Below are 20,353 nucleotides of genomic sequence, written 5' to 3'. Positions count from 1 at the left end.
ACGCCGTGGTTGTGCAACTGTTTTTTTTCGCAAGGCAAGACGCTGTAGTAAAAACATGGTATCGTCGGGCAAATGCAGTACTTTCTGTGTTAGTAGACAATAAATCGCAGGCAACTGGGACGTATTATGGAACATTTAAATACCGTAATTATTAGCGAATATACTGAGGCGCTTGGTAAAGATGTGTTTTTGCAGACGCTGAGTTTATATGAGCAGCAAGCAACAAATTATTTTACCGATTTAGCGACCGCCATCGATCATAACGACAAACAAGCATGGCAAAAAGGCTGTCACACGATGAAATCCGCAGCAGGCAATATGGGCCTAAAGGCGCTGCATCAATTATTAGGTGATATGGAATATACCTGTGCCAATCAACAGCACATGACTGACAAACTTGCCGAGGCTAAACAGCTAAACAACGAATGCTTGGTGCAGCTTAAACAGTTTTTAGCATGATCCAAGTCGTGCAATAGCAGATAAAAAAATAGGCAAAGGTTATCGACCTTTGCCTATTTTGTATTTACGACTTAATTCGATGAATTAGGCTTCGATATTACCTACAAAGCGGTAGCCTTCACCGTGAATGGTGTTGATAAATTCAGGGCTAGTATCATCTGACTCAAAATGCTTACGTAAACGACGAATGGTCACATCAACCGTACGATCGTTTTCACGCAAATCACGGCCCGTCATTTCTTGAATTAACGCCTGACGTGTAACAATTTTTCCGCGATTAGCCATAAGTAGGCGTAAAGCACGGTATTCACCACGAGGAATAGGGAAGGTATCACCTTTAGGAGACGTCATTTGACGAGAGTTTGGATCTAACTGCCAGTCGTTAAAACGGATAGTTTCGGTGTCTGCAACAGGGGTTGCTGTTTCTACCTGGCTTAAACGTTTTAAAAGATTACGTACACGAATGGTTAATTCGCGTGGGTTAAATGGCTTGGTGACGTAATCGTCGGCACCAATCTCTAGACCAAGAACTTTGTCTACTTCGCTATCACGGCCACTGATGAACATCAAACCTTTATCATTGCGTTCGATGATTTCACGGGCTAGCAATAAGCCATTTTTACCTGGAAGGTTGATATCCATCAACACTAAGTCAATGTTACGCTCGGTTAATTGGCGTTCCATTTCTTCACCATCGGTAGCAACAAACGTTTCATAACCTTCGGCTTCAAATAGGTTTTTCAGGTTGATGCGGGTAATTTCTTCGTCTTCGACAATAAGAATCTTAGCCTGGGACTGGTTGATCATATATACCTCAAAGTTCAATATCACCAAAGTATGTAGCGAGCATATGTTGGTTAGTTTGTTACTCGAATCTGTGTCGAGTAAACGAGTCTATTTTTCAGTGCGCATATGATAATTAAAGTTAACAACTAAACAATGGTGAAATTGTTGTAAAAATGTAAGCGTAAAGTTGTTATTTTAAGATGTTGTTTTTTTGTTATATCTATGATTTTAAGCGGTTTTGTGTTCTGTTTCTGGTCAGGTGTGTTAATTTTGTGTTTGCAACAAATTGTAATTGCCAGAGTATTTTTGTGGTTATTAGGCGTTTAAATTTGCCAATTTTCGATTAGCAGAATGTGATCTGAGTGTAAATCGACACGTTGCTTTAACGGCCTGTTTTACAGTGTCTTACGCAGTGTTAACAAGCCGTTGTCTGTGATTGGATTGTGGAGATTATCGTTGTGCCTGATGAATAGCAAAGCCACGTTCATTGGCGATTAATTGATAGTTATTTAACGCGTTCTTGATGATAGGGGCGTACTTTAAAAAGTTATTGGCGACAATGGTGAGTGTCGCTTTAGGTTGCATATGATGCTTAATATTTTCTAAAAATTGTTCCGTAACGAAGTAATGGGTTTTTAAACCCTGATGAAACGGTGGGTTTGATAATACCACATGGTAATTATCAGTAACCTGCTGTAAGCCATTGGATGCGAATACGTGACCCTCAAGTTGGTTTTCTTGCAGAGTACGTTTTGCACTGGCGATCGCTAGGGCATTTACATCGAGCATATCGATGCGAACGTGCGGATTGGCTTTTTTTACGAAACAACCGATAACACCAGCACCACAACCAAAATCAAGCACTTGTCCCGATAACGCTGGCAAATTGTCTAATAGTAACTTAGTGCCAATATCAAGTTCACTATGGCTAAAGACGCCTGGCAGTGCCTTAACTATCAGAGTGGTATCATTTAGGGTTAATGGGTAGGATTTAAACCATTGTTCTAGGTCAAAGTCGCAGCTTTGATTATTAAAAATCATTTCGAATAAGATACAGTGGCGCGCCGAGTCGACCTTATCACAACGCGCTGCATAAGGTTTGGCTAGCTTAGTAACGGACTTGACCCCACCTTTGTTTTCGCCAACGAACATCACAATAGCCTGTTCAGTTAAATAATTACTGAGCATGGCCATGTGCATAACAAATTCAGGCTTTGATTTTGGAAAATAATAGATGACTAAGTCATGCTTATTGATTGTGTGATATTGCTCGCTAAATACACAGTCGACATCTGGGTTTTGTTGTTTAATCGCCTGATGATCGGCATAGTTGATGTTGTAACTTGTCACTTGGGCATGCGGGCTGTGTTCACTTAGTTCTTGAAAAAATAATGGATCGGGGCAGCCGATGACCAAGATATTGTTTCCTTCGAGTAAATGCATATTGCGAACAAGAAGTTGTGACGGGTTAGTTAAACTCATAAGGATGTGCCAAGTTGATTATTGATTACTATCTGCCATGGTATTTTCTCACGCTAGCAAATATTTAAAAAGCAAATTTTGCCATACGTTCGGGCTTGCCTCAGATTGCATTGTTAGTACTAAAATGATTAAATAACTGGCACTTTATGCCTATTGGTATTAGTCAGCAAAATATTGCACTGATATATTTCCTCAATTATAGGGGATCAGAAGAGGAGCGTTAACCAGGCAGTTATCTGGAGGGCCTAACCCGAAGATAGATAATGATGGGGATTATCGCCGAGGCATTGTGACGATATAGGGCGTCACAATGTCGGCTGTAACGGCTGAATCCGTGCAGCTGTCGCTTAACGAATATGGGTTAAGTGGAGTGCTTCTGGTCGTAGCGGTTTGACGTTACACCAGTCTTTCACTTTTCTAATAAAAAATCGCCGAATGGAGCGCTCGATTCGTGCTGTCATTCGGGCAGTAATGAGACAAAACATGACAACTTTTCAACTTGATGACTTTTCTTTGTGGACCGCATTGGTAACGCCGTTTGATGAACAAGGCCAAGTAGACTTTGCCAGCCTAAAAAGCGTCGTTGCTCAACAAGAGCGAGCCAACAATGGTATTTTAATTTGTGGTAGTACGGGCGAAGGACTTGCCATTGAGCCAGAGCAACAATACGAAATCGTTAAGTTTGTATGTGACTTGCAGCCAACAGTACCGCTAATGGTCGCTGTTGGCGGCTCTAACCTTACACAACAGCAAGAATGGATCAAACGTTGTAATCAATTGCCTGTGCACTGCTATTTACTTACTGCACCGCTATATACAAAACCAGGTGTAGTGGGACAAACTGAGTGGTTTAAGGCGCTAATGGATGCCGCGTTATTACCGTGCATGATTTATAACGTGCCATCACGAACTGGCGCGAGCATCCCTGTACAGGCGGTTGCAAACCTCGCTCAGCATCCAAATCTTTGGGCGATGAAAGAAGCTAGCGGTGATATCAATGAGTTTCTTGCCTATGTTGAGGCAGCCCCCAACCTAAAAATGTACTCAGGTGAAGATGGCTTGATGCCATATTTAGCCTCAGCGGGGGCTGTAGGGTTGGTTTCGGTATGCGCTAATGCTTGGCCTGAGGCAACTAACTTGTACGTGCGTAAATCACTGGCCGGTGAAACTCAAGGCTTATTTCCAACATGGTACAATGCCGTTAGTGCTTTATTTGAGGTGGCTAACCCTATTCCTGTTAAAGTGTTAATGCACAAACAAGGGCAAATTAGCACACCGGTATTGCGTGCGCCACTAACACATCGCGAATTGCCAAGTCATACTAATCTGCAGACAGCTGATGAGGCTATTAGTGCTTGGTATAAAAACGTCACAGCTTAATCGCTGCGCAGCTTTGAACACAGGTAACTGGCAATTGGTTACCTGTCGAAATAAACTCACGCTGGTTCGGCGTTTTAAAAATAACTCGCGATTCGCTACCAGCGCATTCTGGGTTGATATTCGTCACTAACCTCTTGCTTTGCATCTTTTTGTTGTTGCCGCTTGATGGCAATTTTCATGTTTTTACCGAGCATGTTTTTTATTTGGTAAATACTTTCTAGCATTAGCCAACGACCTTTGCCACTATGCCAACACCGACGGTACAGGCGTTTATTGGCAGCGACGGTGTCGGGGGATCGTTCGATTAAGCGCTTAGCTAGGTCAATAGCCTGTTGTAGTGGATTATTCGCAACTTCACTGATCAGATTAAATGACCGTGCTTGCTTCGCGTCAATAACATCAGCGGTCATAGCGAGCTTAAGGGCTTGGTCATAAGGCATCAGCTCACTTAGAGGCGCATTACCGGCCATGTCGGGGATTAATCCCCATTTACCTTCCATAATCGAAAAGTGGGCATCACTACTGGCAATTCGATAGTCCCCACCTAAGGCAATTTGTAAGCCACCGCCATAGCAATGACCGTGGATAGCAAATATAACTGGGACGGGCAATTGTCGCCAGCCATAACTGACACGTTGTGCTAAGTTTGCTTGCCAAGGTAGCCATTTAAATAGCAACCGTATAACGTTACTCGGCGAGTTCATAATGGCTTTAATATCGAGACCAGAACAAAAACTTGCCCCACTGCCAGAAACGATCACCGCGCGAACTTGCCGATTTTTACGTAACGATTTAATCGTGCTATCAAGTTGCTTAAACATTGGCATATTTAAGGCGTTAAGTTTGTCAGGGCGATTAAGTGTGACAAAAGCGATCGTATTTTTAATCTCAAGGGTAACCATATCAGCTCTCCATTTGCTAATGACCAATGTATTTCCTAGTTCATGCCGATCATGGCCGTTTGTTTTTACTCTATGGGATTGGATAAAAAATAACAAATGTGGTGATTAAATTTAATTGATGCAATGCGTTGAGTAATTGTTATAATGTCACAAAATGAAAAGCGTTGTGATAGACAACGCATCCTATCAAGTAGCGATATTAACGGATGATGATTCGGCAAATAAGAGCAAATCAGGCAATGAAAACGGTATTAAGCGTAGGCTTATTTATCGCAATGTTGCTGATCCCGCTTGCTAAGGCAGATCATCTTGGCGAACACTTTGATTATAAACATCAAGATACGCTATGTTATTTATGTCATGTGAGCGTTCTTAACGATGATTTCGTTGTTGATGATTACGCTGATCGCATCTCTCAAGTAGTCTTTTCGCTCCCTCTCTATGCCAAGCAACATGAGACAATTAAACCGTCGCTTTGCTTGCCAAATCCGCGTGCCCCACCGCAAACCTCCTGTTACTAAATCATTTTACAGGTCGTTTTTAACTGATTTTTTCAGTTACTTTTAGGTGGAAATTTATCAATGCAAATTAAAAAATTAGCGGTTGCCACAATGGTAGCCAGTACGTCATTTTCAACGTTCGCTGCGGACAATATAAATATTAGCTCAGTAATCAATGTTGGCTATACCGAGCGAGATGAGTTTAACGGAATTGCCGGTTATGGGGTTGATGAACATGCCGCGGGGTTAAAGCAAGGCTTTTGGGTGGATCATACTGAGCTGACATTATCAGCTCCGATTGATGATATGTTCTACGGTAAGGTTAGCTTGGTGTTAGATGAGCATGACGGCGCAACCGAAATAGAATTAGAAGAAGCGTTTGTGCAAACCATAGGGCTAGATTATGGTCTATCGTTGCGTGTTGGTCGCTTTTTATCAAATGTTGGTTATTTAAATAACAAGCATGCGCATACCGACAGTTTTGCCGATCGCCCATTGGTCTATCGCGCCTTTTTAAATGATCACTATTATGATGATGGTGTGCGAGTGTCATGGGTGGCACCAACCGATCTATATTTAGAAATTGGTAGTGAATTATTCAAAGGCGGGCAAATGCCGGCGTATAGTGATGGTAGCGGAGTTGGCGCAACGTCGCTGTTTGTGAAAACTGGTGGCGATATCAATGAAGAACAAAGTTGGCAATTAGGGGTATCGTATTTAGGCTTTGATAATGACAAAGGTGCGTGTTCTGCACACGACCATGGCCATGAAGAAGATCACGCTCATGAAGATGAACACGAAGCAGAGCATGAGCACGAAGAAGGGCTCGAAGAGCATTTCATTGCCGGTGCTTGTGACTTTAGCGGAAAAAAAGACTCTTATTTAGTTGATTTTGTATGGAAATGGGCGCCTGATGGCAATTACAAATACCAAAATCTAACATTTGCAGCTGAGTACTTTTGGGTAAAAGAAGATGGTGAGCTAGGCCATCATGAAGAGCACGAAGAACATGGCGTTCATGCGGATGAAATAAGCATGCTAGCAGAAAATATGCATCATGATGAACAGCATGGCGAACACCATGGTTATTATGTCAGTGGTGTATACCAATTTAGTCCAAACTGGGCTGCTGGATTGCGTTACTCTGAAGTTGATTTTGATGCGCCTTATTCCGATGGTTTTAGGCCATCCATTGCCACAGCAATGGTCGAATATCGCCATTCACATTTCTCAACGGTACGTTGGCAATTTAACCAAGATAAATCTGTTGAAGAGATAACCGATAATCAAGTGACTCTGCAATTTTCGATGGTCTTAGGAGATCATAGTGCACACCAATTCTAAGCAACATAACCAATGGGGCAAATATTTGAGCGTGACGCTAGCAGCATGTTTGATGCTAGCGTTGCCTGCTCGCGCGGCATTAAACGTATTTGCCTGTGAGCCGGAATATGCTTCGTTAGTACGTGAACTCGGTGGTGAATTAATTACCATCAATAGTGCAACAACGGCCAAACAGGATCCTCATTTTGTACAGGCTAGGCCAAGCCTTATCGCCAAATTACGTAGAGCCGATTTACTTATTTGTGCTGGTGCCGATTTAGAAATTGGTTGGCTGCCGATGTTGCAAATGAAGGCCGGTAACAGTGCGGTGAAGGTAAACGGTTCAGGGGTGCTTTTCGCATCAGATGTGGTTGAAAACTTAGATGTGCTGGACCGTGTCGATGCGTCTATGGGCGATGTCCATGCGGCAGGTAATCCTCACGTACATTTGGATCCGCATCGTTTATTACAGATCGCTAAAGCGACTACCGAAAAAATGCAAAGCCTTGATGCTGAAAATGCTGATGTCTATCAGCAAAGGTTTGATGATTTTCAGCGCCGTTGGCAACAGGCTATAGCACGTTGGCAACAACAAGCAACACCGTTACATGGACGTAAAGTTATCGGCTACCATTCGTCGTTTCGTTACTTATTCGACTTTTTGGCTATAGAACAGGTAGCTGATTTAGAACCAAAACCAGGGTTACCTCCGACGACGAGTCACTTAATGTCGTTGCTATCACAAACCAAGAGCGAAGATATTATCGCCATTGTTTACACGGCTTATCATGACGATAAAGGTGCTAACTGGCTTGCCAGTAAGTCTGCCATTAAGGCACTGCAATTACCCTATACGGTTGGGGGCAACTCACAAAGTAGTGATCTATTCGCTTTAATGGACAGCCATATCGAGTTACTGTTAAATGCTATTGAATCTCGTGATTGATCGAGTAGGGTTGTGATGTGATACTGGACATGTTGGATATACTATTACCTGCATTGGTCGCCGGTTTATTGGTATTGCTTACTCACATTCCGCTTGGCTTTCAAGTGCTGCAGCGTGAGATTATTTTTATCGATCTAGCAATTGCTCAAGTTGCTGGGCTAGGTGCGGTTATGGTAGCAGCAAGTGATATTGCTCATCATATCCCTATGGCGCAATATTCGGTTGCAGTGAGTTTTGCGTTAGTTGGTGCGGGAGCGATTGCTGTATTTGAAAAATACGCACGGCAACACTTAGAAGCATTAATTGGTTGTTTGTACGTTCTCTCGGCAACGGGGGCTTTCTTACTGCTCGCTAATGACCCGCATGGCGCAGACTTACTTAAACAAGTTTTGTCTGGGCAAATACTATGGGTCACCTTTACTGATCTGTACCCGCATATGGCGTTGTATGCGGCAGCATTGTTATGTTTTGTTTTACGTCCACACTGGTTGCAAGGCAAAGCGTTTTATTTCATGTTTGCGCTGATCATTACCAGTTCGGTACAGATGGTTGGGGTGTTTTTGGTATTCAGTTGCTTGATTATCCCGGCTTTAGCCACAACAAATTTAACCCGTTATCGTTACCTATGGGCATACCTAGTGGGGGCGACTGCCTTTGTCGTGGGGTTAGCCGCATCAGTGATTTGGGATCTCCCTTCTGGGGCAAGTGTCGTTTGGGCCTTAGCGTGTTGTGCCGTTATCTTTGTTAGTGTGAGTAAACTGGTAAGAGCTGCGTAACTGTACAGACAGAGCCATTGAATACATCACCGACATAATCGAGCTAAAAAGCAATAGAGCTGGCGCTTAACACTAGGACGTATAGGTTGAAGCTAGAGCCTAGAGTATGTGTTAACGCGAGCAAACGATAGATCATTACTTATAAAGATAAGTCGGTATCTATAAAAATGGAGGCTTCTATTCGCCTCCATTTTTTGTGTTAAAACATATGACTTCTGTCGTACACAGGATGTGATGAGCTAGCGTTTATTATCAGGCTTTCTGCCTGATTTTTGCGTTGGTTGGCGCTGTGCTTTTGAACTGCTAGGGGTTTTCGTGTTTGCAGGCTTTTTCGCATTAGCTTTGCTATTAACGACCAAACGCACTCCGTTTGCTTCAACGCTAACTTTTCCCTGTTTTAGCAAGTTGCCGATGGTGCTTTTTAAAGTTTTTTTACTGACCCCGAAGGTGTCGTTAATTTGCTCTGGTGTGCTCTTATCGTGGATATGAGAAAAACCATTATGAGCGTTGAGATAATCAATAAACTGTGGCGCAAAGTCGTTAATTTTGCTCATGCCCGTACGGTTTAAGGTTAAATCAACACGACCGTCTTGGCGCACGTTTTTAACGTAGCCAGTTATTTTCATCCCTGAGCGCAACGGTTTAAATATTTCGCTGGCAAAAATCAGTCCCCAGTGTTTGTCGTTGATAATGGCTTTAACACCTAAATCAGTGCGGTTAGCTATCGTTAGGTTAACGCGCTCGCCAATTTCATAGTTCGTCGGCCAAATATCTAAAAAGCGGTCGATTTTATTGGTCGCAGCGATTCGGTCAGTATATTTATCTTGGTAGATTTTAACCAAGTAATACTTGCCTTCTTCCATTCTTGGCTTTTGCTGATTAAAGGGGACTAACAAGTCTTTACTCAAGCCCCAATCTAAAAACGCGCCCATTTTATTGGTTTGAATACATTTTAGGCTAACAAACTGATCGACTTCACCTTTGGCAATTTCAGTGGTTGCAACCAAACGATCGCTAGAATCGAAGTAGATAAACACATCAACTTGTTCACCTTCTTGATGTTCAGGCTGTACAAAGCGTTTTGGTAATAATACCTCTCCGAGTTCACCGGCATCGAGATAAGCACCAAAATCGGTTAATTTGATGACAGTAAGTAAATTGCGTTTGCCGATAGTGGCCATAAATGTTCCTGTGCCGACTGAAATAGGTAAGAGCGTTATTGTACCCTAAGTTAACAATGCTCGCCCAATTGATTCTGAACTTTTAACTTACATTGGATGTACTCACCGTGACGTAGATGCAATAAATCGGCAATACGACGAATTATATGCTCTTCGATAACATCGAGGTGGCCGTCGCTATAGGCTAACTGCCAAAGAATCTCGACAATTTTTATGCGATCAGCTAGTTCAAATTGGCCGTTGATTAATGAGGTGTATTTATATAGGTCATGCGCATGTAACGCTTCATCTTCTGCCTGCGATAATATTTCTTCCACATCGGCCTTGGTCAATGCAAAATGCTGTTGTAATAACGTGACCATTTGTGTTTTTTCATTTTCATGTATTTGCTGATCGGCATGGACCACTTCCAATAATAAAACGGCAGTAGCAATTTCGATAGACATGGCACTACTGATCACCGTATCTGTTTGAAGTGATTTAAAAAAGACCCTAATTCTATTGATCATTAATAGTTTCTACCTGTAATTTTTTAGTTTACTATCATCGCCTTGGTTGAGGTGGTGATGATATTGATATTGGACGCTCAAGACTTATACCAATCACATTAAGTTATGCCCTAACTCTGAGTTGGGCACAAACTTAGTGTAATAGGTATTAGTATAGTTTCAGTTGTTGCCATATAAACAATAAAATCAATCGCGTGAAACGGCAATATGAGCCAGGATGTAGCGCTTTATTAACCGTCGTAATAGCGTGCAATTGCAACTATCGACACCACATCGCCGCACCATTAATCGAAAGGATGTTATTTTGTGTGTATGAAAGATCTTCATCTTGTAATAACTCGTAACATATTGACACACTCAAATTGATAACACTTTGCTAACATCCTAGTTAGAAAAATATAAGGGGGGGAGTGAGCATCGTGGCCACTAAAAAACAGATTATTTTACCTATTGCTATTTTACTTGCCGGTGTGGGCGGATTTTCCGCACTCAGTGCAATGAAAAAGCCACCTGAAGAGAAAAAACAAGTCGATACCACACCGTTGGTGTCGGTACAGCATGTTGTGTTAGAGCCGTTAACCTTAAACGTTGATTCGTACGGTTTAGTCGAACCGAAATACCAAACCGAATTGGTTGCCCAAGTATCAGGGCAAATCGTTGAACTTGCTGATGTATTCGTACGCGGCGGGTTTGTAACGAAAGGCCAGTTGTTAGCGCAAATTGATCCAAACGATTACGAAGCAGCTTTGATGGATGCACAAGCATCACTGGCATCGGCCAAAGCCGCGCTTGAGCAAGAGATCGCCCGTGGTAAAGTTGCCGAGCGAGAATGGCAACGCATCAAAACCAGTTCGCCAACCAACTTAAGCTTGCGTAAACCACAATTAGAGCAAGAAATGGCTCGTGTTGATGCTGCAGAGGCTGCGGTTAAGCGTGCTAAACGTAATCTCGAGCGCACTAAAATTGTCGCCCCATACGATGCGATGATAGAAGCGCGCGATATCGGTTTAGGCTCGTTCGTGACCGTCGGCAGTAAATTAGGCCATGTACTTAGCGTTGATGTCGCAGAAGTTCGTTTGCCGGTTGCGGATCAAAAGTTACAGTTTTTACTAAACAGTGGTAAAGGATCTAATGTCCTGTTAACGAGCCAAGTGTCGGGCAAAGATATGGCTTGGCAAGCGCGCATTGCTCGCAGCGAAGGCGTGATTGATAAGCAATCTCGTATGAATTATCTTGTCGCAGAAATTGTTGATCCGTATGCATTAGAGAGCAACAAACCTGTGATTCGTTTTGGTACCTACGTTAACGCGACTATTGAAGGTGTTGCGGTTGATAACGCGGTGCTAGTCCCACGTCATTTAGTCGATGAACAGCAAGTAGCCACCATCGATGCCGATAATACCTTACGTTATAAAAGCGTTGATATTTTGCGTCAGCAAGGCGATAAAGTGGTTATTACCGACGGTTTGACGCAAGGCGATATGATCATCACTTCAGCACTCGATTTCCCTGTTGATGGCATGAAAGTATCCGTACTCGGTGCAGAGCAAGATACGCAGACAGCAGAGGCAGACACGCAAGTTGCTCTGAAAGGTGACCAGTAATGATTGATACAAATAAGGGCATCATTGCTTGGTTTGCCCGTAATCCGGTTGCCGCTAACTTATTAATGGCGGTGATCATCATCGGTGGTTTGCTGACCATGGGGACCATTCGCAAACAGTTTTTTCCGCAAGTCGAAATCCACTGGCTTGAGTATCGTGCCGTCTACCCTGGTGCCGCACCGCAAGAAGTTGAGGAAGGCATCACCATTAAGGTTGAAGAAGCGTTAGAATCGGTGCAAGGCATTGAGCGGATGATCACCTATTCTGGACGTAATTCGTCTTATGGTTTTATCCGCGTCGACGATAGTTACGACCCTCAGATTGTGCTGGAAGAAGTTAAATCGCAAATTGATTCTATCTCGTCGTTTCCGGCTGGCATGGAACGGCCGACGGTAGAACGCATAAAGATGCGCCAAGAGGTTATGTACATCAGCTTGTATGGCGATATGGAACAAAAGCAGTTAAAAGAGTTTGGTCGTAAGATCCACGATGAAATTCAGCAGTTACCGCTGGTCAATATTTCCGAATACTACAGTGGCTTAAATTATGAAATAGCCATTGAGGTTAGCAAAGATAAATTACGCGAGTATGATTTATCGTTTACGCAAGTAGCGAGTGCTGTGCGCAACTGGTCGCGCAACATGTCTGCGGGTACCATCAAAGCCGAAAACGGTTATATTAATTTACGTGTTGAGAATCAAGCGTACATTGGCCATGAATTTGAAAATCTGCCACTGATCAGCCGAGCTGATGGCAGTACGGTTTTCTTAGGTGAAGTGGCGACCATCAACGATGGCTTTGAAGACGGTATTCAATATTCCAAGTTTAATGGTGAAAACTCGGTGACCTTCTTTATAGGCGCTGCTGCCGACCAGTCAATTACTGATGTCGCTAAAGTCATAAAGGGCTATGTTGAAAGAAAGCAAACTCAATTGCCTCAAGGGGTAAAGTTAGAAACTTGGGTTGATATGACTGGCTATCTTGAGCAACGTTTGGACATGATGATGTCGAACTTGTTAAGTGGCGCAGTGTTGGTGTTCTTAATGTTGGCCATATTCCTTCGTGTACGTTTAGCGTTTTGGGTGATGATGGGCCTACCAGTGTGTTTCTTAGGCACCTTATTGCTAATGCCTATGAGCATGATTGACGTCACCATCAATATTACCTCCTTATTCGCCTTTATTCTGGTGCTCGGTATCGTTGTTGATGATGCCATTGTTATGGGTGAGAGTGCCCATGCTGAAATCGAGAAAAAAGGTCATAGCGTCGATAATGTTATCCGTGGTGTAAAACGTGTAGCGATGCCTGCAACATTTGGTGTGTTAACAACCATTGCAGCCTTTATGCCATTGGTATTAAGTGATGGTCAAGGCGCAGCATGGAGTCAATCAATCGGCTTTGTTGTGGTGCTATGTTTAATATTCTCATTAATCGAATCAAAGCTGATTTTGCCTGCTCACTTAGCGAGAATGAAAGTAACCGAGCCGAACCTGAAAAATCCTCTCGCACGTATGCGTTTAGCGATTGATAATGGCTTAAAAGGCTTTGTTGACAACCGTTACCGACATACATTGACTACGGCGGTAAAATATCGCTACGCCGTTACCTGTATGTTCGTGGCGCTGGTCTTGATTTGTGCCGGTTTATTTGAAAGTGGTGTAGTGCGCTTTATTGGTCAACCCAAAGTCCCTCATGACTTTCCGCGTATCAATTTAGAAATGAACCTTGACACGTCTGAACAAGCAACTCTAGACGCTGCACGTGCCATTGAGCGTTCTTTGTATCAAGTTGATGATCAAATTGAGCAAGAGTTTGGCACACGTGTCATTTCAGACATGCAAGTTGACTTACGCAGTCGCACCCGTGCGCAAGTGATGGTGAAACTGATTGAGCCAGAGCTACGTCCGCTAAATACCTTTGAAATAGCTGAACGTTGGCGTGCCAATATGCCAATGATTGCAGGCGTGAAAAGCTTAGATACCCAAGATAACTTGTTCGGTAACGACCGAGACGATGGTGATATCAGCTTTAAATTAGAAGCCAGTGATGACCAACAGCTGTTAGCTGCATCAAAAGAACTCAAAGCTAAGCTTAATTCCTTGGTTGGCGTGAGCGATGTTAATGATTCACGCATGAATACCGCCAAAGAAGTACAGTTCGAACTTAAGCCTTTAGCCTATACCCTAGGCTTGACCTTAGCGGATGTTGCTTCACAGGTCAGTCATAGTTTTTATGGTATTGAAGCGCAGCGTATATTGCGTAACAGTGAAGAGATCAAGGTAATGGTGCGTTACCCTGAGCAAGATCGTAGCTCGATTGCCCATGTTGATGATGTGATGATTCTATTACCAAATGGTGGTGAGGTCCCGTTATCCGAAGTGGCCAATATCATTGTTACCGATGGCGTGAGTCAAATTCGAAGAGAAAACGGTAATCGCACCATTAATGTCTGGGCCAAGGTCGATGCGATGCAGGCTGAACCGTTTAAAATTGCCAAGGACATTCGCGATAACTACATTCCAACGCTATTGCAAAAATACCCATTGGTAAAAAGCCAGTTATCGGGACGCATTCAGCAAGAAATTGATAGTGCCAACACCCAAACTCGCGATTTTATCGTATCGTTGTTGGTTATCTTTAGTTTGTTAGCGATTCCATTAAAATCTTATTCACAGCCACTGATCATTATGTCGGTCATTCCATTTGGTGTTATTGGCGCTGTGGGTGGTCACATGTTACTTGGTATGGATTTATCGGCATTATCAATGTTCGGCTTAATTGCAGCAGCAGGTGTTGTGGTCAATGACTCGCTGGTGATGATTGATTACATTAATAAAGCGAAACAGGCAGGTGTGCGAGCGAAAGATGCGGTGGTTGACGCCGGTTGCTATCGTTTTAGAGCTATTTTGTTAACCTCACTGACGACTTTTATTGGTTTAGCGCCTATCATGTTCTTTGAAACCAGCATGCAAGCGAAGTTAGTGGTGCCAATGGCGGTATCATTAGGTTTTGGTGTACTATTCGCTACCGTCGTTACGCTAATGCTGATCCCATGTTTGTACATTATTGTCGAAGACATTAAGGGCAAAGTCGGCGGCTTATTTAAGGGTCGTGACAAACAGCAAGTGGTTGCCAATCCTGACGCTAATACAGCAGTTTCTGATTAAGCGTCTGTTATTAATAAAAGAGCGAACAGCATAATGTTGTTCGCTCTTTTTTATGGTCTGTCCCATCCTGAAATATTTTTCTCAGATGTGAAGCAAGTGGTTACTTGCGCTCATAGATCTTAAAGTTGTATGGATGCGGGTTTTTGTCATCAGCTGGGTGTGGATCTTGATTTACACAAACCCATTCACCATTAGCGTTATAGTCAGGGAAAAACGTATCCCCGTCAGTGTCTAAATCAATTTCGGTGATATACAAACGATCTGCGGCAGGTAAGCAATGCTGGTAAATGCTGCCACCACCAATCACCATCACTTCCTCAACATCTTGCACTAGCGCTAATGCTGCATCAACACTGGCGACGGTTTCAATACCTTCGGCGTGGTATTGTGCATCGCGGCTGATAACAATATTGCGACGCCCAGGCAATGGAAAACCAATCGATTCAAAGGTTTTACGACCCATAATGACCGGTTTTTTCATTGTGGTTTGTTTAAAGTACTTTAAATCTGCAGGCATGTGCCAAGGCATGTCATTGTCTTTGCCAATAACACGGTTGTGTGCATGGGCGACGATCATAGAAAGAATAGTCATTGGTATCTCTGAGTTCTGTTAACGCCAAACGGTCACCATAGCTATTGCTTTTATATACAGGCTGCTATAGCGATGGCTATCGTTATTTTGGCGGTCATTGTGCCAAAGAAAAAGGCCTGAGTATAGTTATCTATATTCAGGCCTTTATTGTCAGGATAAATGAGGTTTGTGTTATTTAGCGACGATATTCAACGTCCACGTCATAATCGTCTTCATCCCACTCTTCATCGTCAAGATCGTCATCGTAATCGTAATTCTCGATGGCATCTTTATGATAATCATCCCATTTGAATTCAACATCTTCTTGATCTTGTTCAACTTCTTCCTCAACCGAAGGAAGGGTTTCAAGGAAGTTCATGATGTCTTGGGTTAGCGATTCGGTACCTTCACGATTAAACGCCGAAATCGTGCGCACTTCACCTTGCCAGTCTAGCGCCTCAATAACGCGCTGCATGACTTCTTCAGCTTCATCTTCTAATAACAAATCAAGTTTGTTAAACACCAACCAGCGCGGTTTAGAGGCGAGCTTTTCTGAGTATTGTTCTAACTCATTAACGATGGTCGCCGCATTTTCAGCTGGATCGCTTTGATCTGCCGGTAACACGTCAACTAAATGTAATAAAATACGACAACGTTCAAGGTGCTTTAAGAAGCGAATACCAAGACCGGTACCTTCAGAAGCGCCTTCGATTAGCCCTGGAATATCGGCAATGACAAAACTGCGTTGCTGATTTAAACGCACCACACCAAGGTTTGGCACTAAGGTTGTAAACGGGTAATCGGCGACCTTTGGCTTAGCTGCAGAAACGCTGCGAATTAATGTTGATTTACCGGCGTTTGGTAAGCCGAGAAGACCGACATCGGCAAGTAGCATTAATTCAAGCTTTAAATTGCGTATTTCCCCAGGAGTACCTAAGGTTTTTTGTCGTGGAGCACGGTTCGTTGAGCTTTTAAAGCGAGTATTACCTAAACCATGCCAGCCACCTTTGGCTACCATCAGCTTTTGCTTATGCTTGGTTAAATCACCAATTTGCTCACCAGTATCGACATCAATAACACGGGTACCGACAGGAACTTTTAATGTACAGTCTTGGCCTCGCTTACCCGTCATATTACGACCTTTACCGTTTTCACCACGTTGGGCTTTATGAAAACGTTCAAAGCGGTAATCGATAAGGGTATTTAGGTTTTCGTCAGCGATAAGGTAAACATCACCACCATCACCGCCATCGCCACCATCAGGGCCACCATATTCGATGTATTTTTCACGACGGAAACTGACACAGCCACTGCCGCCATCACCCGCTTCAACGCGGATTTCTGATTCATCAACAAATTTCATTAGTTTGTAACCAGCTCCTAAAAACTGACCAGATTATAGGTAGAGGTTAATTATAAACCCAAACCTTTTAAATATATAACTCTCTTCACGAAACATAATATTTCATGAAGAATAGTAAGATACGCTCAAAAAAAAACCTCGCGAAAGCGAGGTTTTTCGGATTGTCTCAGATATCGCTATTATTCAGCGATGATTGATACAAACTTACGGTTTTGAGGACCTTTTACTTCGAACTGAACTTTACCGTCAGTTAAAGCAAATAAAGTGTGGTCTTTACCAATACCCATGTTTGTACCAGCGTGGAATTTAGTACCACGTTGACGAACGATAATGTTACCCGCTAGAACAGACTCACCACCGAAACGCTTAACACCTAAGCGTTTTGATTCTGAATCACGACCGTTACGAGTACTACCTGCTGCCTTCTTATGTGCCATCGTTAATTACTCCTATTAACCGTTGATACCAGTAATTTTCACTTCAGTGTACCACTGACGGTGGCCTTGCTGCTTGCGTGAATGCTTACGACGTTTAAACTTAACGATTTTAACTTTGTCGCCACGACCTTGCGCTACAACTTCAGCTGTAACTTTACCACCATCAACGTAAGGAGCACCTACTTTGATGTCGTCGCCATCAGCAACCATTAAAACATTATCAAATTCTACAGATGAGCCGATTTCTTGCTCTAATTTTTCTAAGCGAACCACTTGACCTTCGCTTACACGGTGTTGCTTACCACCGCTTTGGAATACCGCGTACATTTGCTACTCCGAAACGCGCCATAACTTTAAAGGCGCACAAATTAAAATAATAGGTGGCGGATTCTACGCTAAGATTATTTGTTACGCAAGCTTTAGCGATAAAATTTCCTGAATTTTTTAGCAAAAAGTCAGGCTTGTTTTCGATTAGGGCGCTAACCTGCCAAAAACCTACCTTGGTGTCTATGATTTAAACTGACTACTAACTCATAAAACGTGCTAGGTAAGTCTAGGAAAAATCACGTAATTGCAATATCTTTACTGTGCTCTTGCGCAAAATCGTGTAAAATCTGCTGCCATAATTATAGCAAGATATATCACTGCTTAGTGCGATGTTTTTGTATTAAAGCAGTAACAAAATATGAGGATCCACTGAGGATCAAACCTGAATTATTATGAATATTACCGATATCCAAAAATTGGCTAGTAAGGACATGGCCGACGTTAATGCGCTGATTTACAAACAATTAGAGTCCGATGTGGCGCTAATTAATCAATTGGGCATGTACATTGTTAATGCGGGTGGAAAGCGCGTGCGACCGCTGATGACCGTCTTGGCAGCCAGAGCAATGGGATATCAAGGCGCAAAGCATATCAGCTTAGCTGCTATTATTGAATTTATTCATACGGCAACCTTGTTACATGATGACGTTGTTGATGAGTCAACAATGCGTAGAGGCTTGGAAACCGCCAACGCGATGTTTGGCAATAGTGCTAGCGTGTTAGTCGGTGACTTCTTATATACCCGTTCGTTTCAAATGATGGTTGGTCTCGATAGCATGGAAGTGATGAAGGTGCTATCGAATGCCACTAATGTGATTGCTGAAGGTGAAGTCTTGCAGCTGATGAACGTCAATGATCCTGACACCACCATCGATAGTTATATGCAGGTGATTTACAGTAAAACAGCCAAGCTTTTTGAAGCAGCAACGCGCTTAGCGGCAGTCATCACCGAGCAAGATGAGCAAATTGTTGCGGCGATGAAAGCCTATGGTATGCATGTCGGCACCGCATTTCAGCTTATTGATGATTTGCTGGATTACACTGCACAAGCGCAAGAAATGGGCAAAAATGTTGGTGATGATCTTGCTGAAGGTAAGCCTACCTTACCTTTATTACACGCCATGCGTCATGGTACAGAGCAGCAAACGAAAATGATCCGCGATGCCATTGAATTAGGTAACGGTATGGATAATCTGGAGCCTATTTTAGAGGCAATGCAACAAACAGGGGCGTTGGCCTTTACTCAACAGCAAGCCGAGCAAGAGGCCGAAAAAGCCATTGCTGCTCTTGCTGTCTTACCAGACAGTGAATACAAGCAAGCATTAATTGCTTTAGCCGATATCAGCGCCAATCGTAACGCGTAATCGGAGATAGCCATTAAAAAGCCGCGTTAGTCATCGTACTAAGGCGGCTTTTTTATTACCCTCACATTAACCATTCTCTGCAATCAAAGCCTTGCTTAAAAGCCTTTAAATTCTCACTGAGTGAGCAATAACTTAATGTGATTGGTATTAGCTTTGTTATAAATTTCAGCTGGTTTTCGTCGAAATAGTGGCTATTATCATTTGTATACGCTTATCTGCAGTATCGTGATAGGTACGGTTTAATAAAGCATAATAATAAGAGACTAGGATGCGGAATACGATTTGTGAGACGGTGACAGATGTACGTCATTGGAACGATAAGCTTTTTAGCATTAAAACCACTCGCCGACCAAGTTATACATTTGAAAATGGCCAATTTGTTATGCTTGGTCTCGAGGTCGATGGTAAGCCTTTGATGCGAGCGTACAGTATTGCCAGTGCCAACTATGAAAATGAGCTTGAGTTTTTTAGCATAAAAGTACCCAATGGTGCGTTAACGTCAAAATTACAACATATCGCTGTTGGGGATAAATTGCTACTCTCTACCCGGCCAGCGGGGACACTTGTTGTTGATAATTTGCTGGTTGGTAAACATTTATATTTACTGGCGACGGGAACCGGTTTAGCACCATTTATTGGCATCATTAAAGATCCCAGTATTTATGAAAAGTACGATAAAGTGATCGTTGTCCATAGTGTCCGTTATGCCAGTGAGCTTGCTTACCAACATAGCATTACCACAGAATTACCCAACAACCCTTATTTTGGTGACTTAGTTAAGGATAAGTTGATTTATTACCCAACCGTAACGCGAGAGGCGTTTACCGGTGCGGCTCATCAGCAACGCATAACAAGTTTGTTACTCAATCATACTATCGTCAAACAAACGGGCTTAGCGCCTCTAAATGTGGATAACGATCGGTTTATGCTATGTGGCAATCAGCATATGCTCAACGATACCACTGAGATCCTTGAACAGTTTGGATTTAGTAAGGCAACGTCAAGACAACAAGGTCATTATGTCACTGAACAAGCATTTCTTGATCGCTAAAAAATGATGTGAATTGTGCTGATGAATGTCTTAATAAGGTTACGCTTTTCATTGAGTTTATCATCAAGGCATTAATGCCTTGCATGAAGCGTCTAATGCATTTCACGACAAATCGCGATAGCGTTTGAATAGCTTGCTACTTGTTATTGTTAATGGGGCCCGATCACAGAGTGCGAAGACCATCGTATATCAGGACGAGACAATTGCGACAAAAAAGGCGCTAGC

Annotated in this window: 19 protein-coding genes and 1 riboswitch; of the genes, 10 read left to right on the top strand and 9 right to left on the bottom strand. The window is 42.8% G+C overall.

The features are described 5' to 3' along the window. The first annotated feature begins 126 nt into the window (after positions 1-126). The gene (locus ACAX20_RS12370; protein ID WP_371186621.1) at positions 127-459 is read left to right on the top strand and encodes an Hpt domain-containing protein; all 333 of its coding nucleotides are present in this window, start codon (positions 127-129) and stop codon (positions 457-459) included. Positions 460-543: 84 nt separating this feature from the next. Here the strand turns inward: ACAX20_RS12370 and arcA are convergent, their stop codons facing one another. Then, positions 544-1,266, bottom strand: coding sequence for a two-component system response regulator ArcA (gene arcA, locus ACAX20_RS12365; protein ID WP_371186619.1), 723 nt, complete (start codon positions 1,264-1,266; stop codon positions 544-546). Between the two features lie 429 nt (positions 1,267-1,695). After that, positions 1,696-2,727 (bottom strand): methyltransferase, encoded by a 1,032-nt coding sequence (locus ACAX20_RS12360; protein ID WP_371186618.1) that lies wholly within the window; start codon positions 2,725-2,727, stop codon positions 1,696-1,698. A 202-nt stretch (positions 2,728-2,929) separates the two neighbouring features. After that, positions 2,930-3,111: riboswitch (Lysine riboswitch) on the top strand. A gap of 99 nt (positions 3,112-3,210) precedes the next feature. Here ACAX20_RS12360 and dapA point away from each other — a divergent pair. Further along, positions 3,211-4,107 carry a 4-hydroxy-tetrahydrodipicolinate synthase gene (gene dapA, locus ACAX20_RS12355; protein WP_371186616.1) on the top strand — a complete coding sequence of 299 codons (897 nt, stop codon included), beginning with the start codon at positions 3,211-3,213 and terminating at the stop codon, positions 4,105-4,107. A gap of 95 nt (positions 4,108-4,202) precedes the next feature. Here the strand turns inward: dapA and ACAX20_RS12350 are convergent, their stop codons facing one another. Continuing rightward, positions 4,203-5,009, bottom strand: a complete 807-nt coding sequence (locus ACAX20_RS12350) for a crotonase/enoyl-CoA hydratase family protein (RefSeq protein WP_371186614.1) — start codon at positions 5,007-5,009, stop codon at positions 4,203-4,205. Positions 5,010-5,248: 239 nt separating this feature from the next. Between ACAX20_RS12350 and ACAX20_RS12345 the strand changes: the two genes are divergently transcribed. From ACAX20_RS12345 to ACAX20_RS12330, 4 genes are read left to right on the top strand one after another with little or no spacing between them, the layout of a single operon-like run. Beyond that, a complete protein-coding gene (locus ACAX20_RS12345; RefSeq protein WP_371186612.1) occupies positions 5,249-5,530 on the top strand; it encodes a hypothetical protein in 282 nt (93 codons plus the stop codon). Between the two features lie 60 nt (positions 5,531-5,590). After that, entirely contained in the window at positions 5,591-6,853 is a 1,263-nt protein-coding gene (locus ACAX20_RS12340) for a hypothetical protein (RefSeq protein WP_371186610.1), read from the top strand. After that, entirely contained in the window at positions 6,837-7,778 is a 942-nt protein-coding gene (locus ACAX20_RS12335) for a metal ABC transporter solute-binding protein, Zn/Mn family (RefSeq protein WP_371186608.1), read from the top strand. The genes ACAX20_RS12340 and ACAX20_RS12335 overlap by 17 nt, the downstream gene beginning before the upstream one ends. Before the next feature lie 29 nt (positions 7,779-7,807). Beyond that, positions 7,808-8,554 (top strand): metal ABC transporter permease, encoded by a 747-nt coding sequence (locus tag ACAX20_RS12330; RefSeq protein ID WP_371186606.1) that lies wholly within the window; start codon positions 7,808-7,810, stop codon positions 8,552-8,554. A 239-nt stretch (positions 8,555-8,793) separates the two neighbouring features. On the opposite strand, the gene ACAX20_RS12325 is transcribed toward ACAX20_RS12330, so the two are convergent. Together ACAX20_RS12325 and ACAX20_RS12320 are read right to left on the bottom strand one after the other, a co-directional pair. Further along, positions 8,794-9,735, bottom strand: coding sequence for a S1 RNA-binding domain-containing protein (locus ACAX20_RS12325; protein ID WP_371186604.1), 942 nt, complete (start codon positions 9,733-9,735; stop codon positions 8,794-8,796). Between the two features lie 50 nt (positions 9,736-9,785). After that, on the bottom strand, positions 9,786-10,244 hold the full coding sequence (locus tag ACAX20_RS12320) for a TerB family tellurite resistance protein (RefSeq protein ID WP_371186602.1): 459 nt from the start codon (positions 10,242-10,244) through the stop codon (positions 9,786-9,788). Between the two features lie 419 nt (positions 10,245-10,663). Here ACAX20_RS12320 and ACAX20_RS12315 point away from each other — a divergent pair, with 419 nt between their 5' ends. Together ACAX20_RS12315 and ACAX20_RS12310 are read left to right on the top strand one after the other, a co-directional pair. Further along, positions 10,664-11,848, top strand: coding sequence for an efflux RND transporter periplasmic adaptor subunit (locus ACAX20_RS12315; RefSeq protein WP_371186600.1), 1,185 nt, complete (start codon positions 10,664-10,666; stop codon positions 11,846-11,848). Beyond that, a complete protein-coding gene (locus ACAX20_RS12310; RefSeq protein WP_371186598.1) occupies positions 11,848-15,015 on the top strand; it encodes an efflux RND transporter permease subunit in 3,168 nt (1,055 codons plus the stop codon). Before ACAX20_RS12315 ends, ACAX20_RS12310 begins: the two co-directional genes overlap by 1 nt. A 100-nt stretch (positions 15,016-15,115) precedes the next feature. Here ACAX20_RS12310 and folA read toward each other — a convergent pair whose 3' ends face one another. From folA to rplU, 4 genes are all read right to left on the bottom strand, one after another. Then, complete coding sequence (folA, locus tag ACAX20_RS12305) at positions 15,116-15,607, bottom strand: type 3 dihydrofolate reductase (protein WP_371186596.1); 492 nt, start codon at positions 15,605-15,607, stop codon at positions 15,116-15,118. Positions 15,608-15,782: 175 nt separating this feature from the next. Continuing rightward, positions 15,783-16,949, bottom strand: coding sequence for an Obg family GTPase CgtA (gene cgtA / locus ACAX20_RS12300; RefSeq protein WP_371186594.1), 1,167 nt, complete (start codon positions 16,947-16,949; stop codon positions 15,783-15,785). A gap of 179 nt (positions 16,950-17,128) precedes the next feature. After that, entirely contained in the window at positions 17,129-17,386 is a 258-nt protein-coding gene (gene rpmA, locus ACAX20_RS12295) for a 50S ribosomal protein L27 (RefSeq protein WP_290252225.1), read from the bottom strand. A gap of 15 nt (positions 17,387-17,401) precedes the next feature. Then, entirely contained in the window at positions 17,402-17,713 is a 312-nt protein-coding gene (gene rplU / locus ACAX20_RS12290) for a 50S ribosomal protein L21 (protein WP_371186592.1), read from the bottom strand. Between the two features lie 392 nt (positions 17,714-18,105). Between rplU and ispB the strand changes: the two genes are divergently transcribed. Further along, a complete protein-coding gene (ispB, locus tag ACAX20_RS12285) occupies positions 18,106-19,077 on the top strand; it encodes an octaprenyl diphosphate synthase (protein ID WP_371186590.1) in 972 nt (323 codons plus the stop codon). A 268-nt stretch (positions 19,078-19,345) separates the two neighbouring features. Further along, a complete protein-coding gene (locus ACAX20_RS12280; protein WP_371186588.1) occupies positions 19,346-20,128 on the top strand; it encodes a ferredoxin--NADP reductase in 783 nt (260 codons plus the stop codon). Positions 20,129-20,353 lie beyond the last annotated feature (225 nt).

The organism is Thalassotalea sp. Sam97 (assembly GCF_041379765.1).
GTDB classification, from domain to species: domain Bacteria; phylum Pseudomonadota; class Gammaproteobacteria; order Enterobacterales; family Alteromonadaceae; genus Thalassotalea_A; species Thalassotalea_A maritima.
Note: the sequence above shows the minus strand (reverse complement) of the source record. Positions and strands in the feature narration are given on the sequence as shown.

What these genes read in the sequence shown, in the direction of transcription:
- ACAX20_RS12370 (WP_371186621.1), top strand. Translation starts at nt 127, where the DNA reads ATGGAACATTTAAATACCGTAATTATTAGCGAATATACTGAGGCGCTT.
- arcA (WP_371186619.1), bottom strand. Translation starts at nt 1,266, where the DNA reads ATGATCAACCAGTCCCAGGCTAAGATTCTTATTGTCGAAGACGAAGAA.
- ACAX20_RS12360 (WP_371186618.1), bottom strand. Translation starts at nt 2,727, where the DNA reads ATGAGTTTAACTAACCCGTCACAACTTCTTGTTCGCAATATGCATTTA.
- dapA (WP_371186616.1), top strand. Translation starts at nt 3,211, where the DNA reads ATGACAACTTTTCAACTTGATGACTTTTCTTTGTGGACCGCATTGGTA.
- ACAX20_RS12350 (WP_371186614.1), bottom strand. Translation starts at nt 5,009, where the DNA reads ATGGTTACCCTTGAGATTAAAAATACGATCGCTTTTGTCACACTTAAT.
- ACAX20_RS12345 (WP_371186612.1), top strand. Translation starts at nt 5,249, where the DNA reads ATGAAAACGGTATTAAGCGTAGGCTTATTTATCGCAATGTTGCTGATC.
- ACAX20_RS12340 (WP_371186610.1), top strand. Translation starts at nt 5,591, where the DNA reads ATGCAAATTAAAAAATTAGCGGTTGCCACAATGGTAGCCAGTACGTCA.
- ACAX20_RS12330 (WP_371186606.1), top strand. Translation starts at nt 7,808, where the DNA reads ATGTTGGATATACTATTACCTGCATTGGTCGCCGGTTTATTGGTATTG.
- ACAX20_RS12325 (WP_371186604.1), bottom strand. Translation starts at nt 9,735, where the DNA reads ATGGCCACTATCGGCAAACGCAATTTACTTACTGTCATCAAATTAACC.
- ACAX20_RS12320 (WP_371186602.1), bottom strand. Translation starts at nt 10,244, where the DNA reads ATGATCAATAGAATTAGGGTCTTTTTTAAATCACTTCAAACAGATACG.
- ACAX20_RS12310 (WP_371186598.1), top strand. Translation starts at nt 11,848, where the DNA reads ATGATTGATACAAATAAGGGCATCATTGCTTGGTTTGCCCGTAATCCG.
- folA (WP_371186596.1), bottom strand. Translation starts at nt 15,607, where the DNA reads ATGACTATTCTTTCTATGATCGTCGCCCATGCACACAACCGTGTTATT.
- cgtA (WP_371186594.1), bottom strand. Translation starts at nt 16,949, where the DNA reads ATGAAATTTGTTGATGAATCAGAAATCCGCGTTGAAGCGGGTGATGGC.
- rpmA (WP_290252225.1), bottom strand. Translation starts at nt 17,386, where the DNA reads ATGGCACATAAGAAGGCAGCAGGTAGTACTCGTAACGGTCGTGATTCA.
- rplU (WP_371186592.1), bottom strand. Translation starts at nt 17,713, where the DNA reads ATGTACGCGGTATTCCAAAGCGGTGGTAAGCAACACCGTGTAAGCGAA.
- ispB (WP_371186590.1), top strand. Translation starts at nt 18,106, where the DNA reads ATGAATATTACCGATATCCAAAAATTGGCTAGTAAGGACATGGCCGAC.
- ACAX20_RS12280 (WP_371186588.1), top strand. Translation starts at nt 19,346, where the DNA reads ATGCGGAATACGATTTGTGAGACGGTGACAGATGTACGTCATTGGAAC.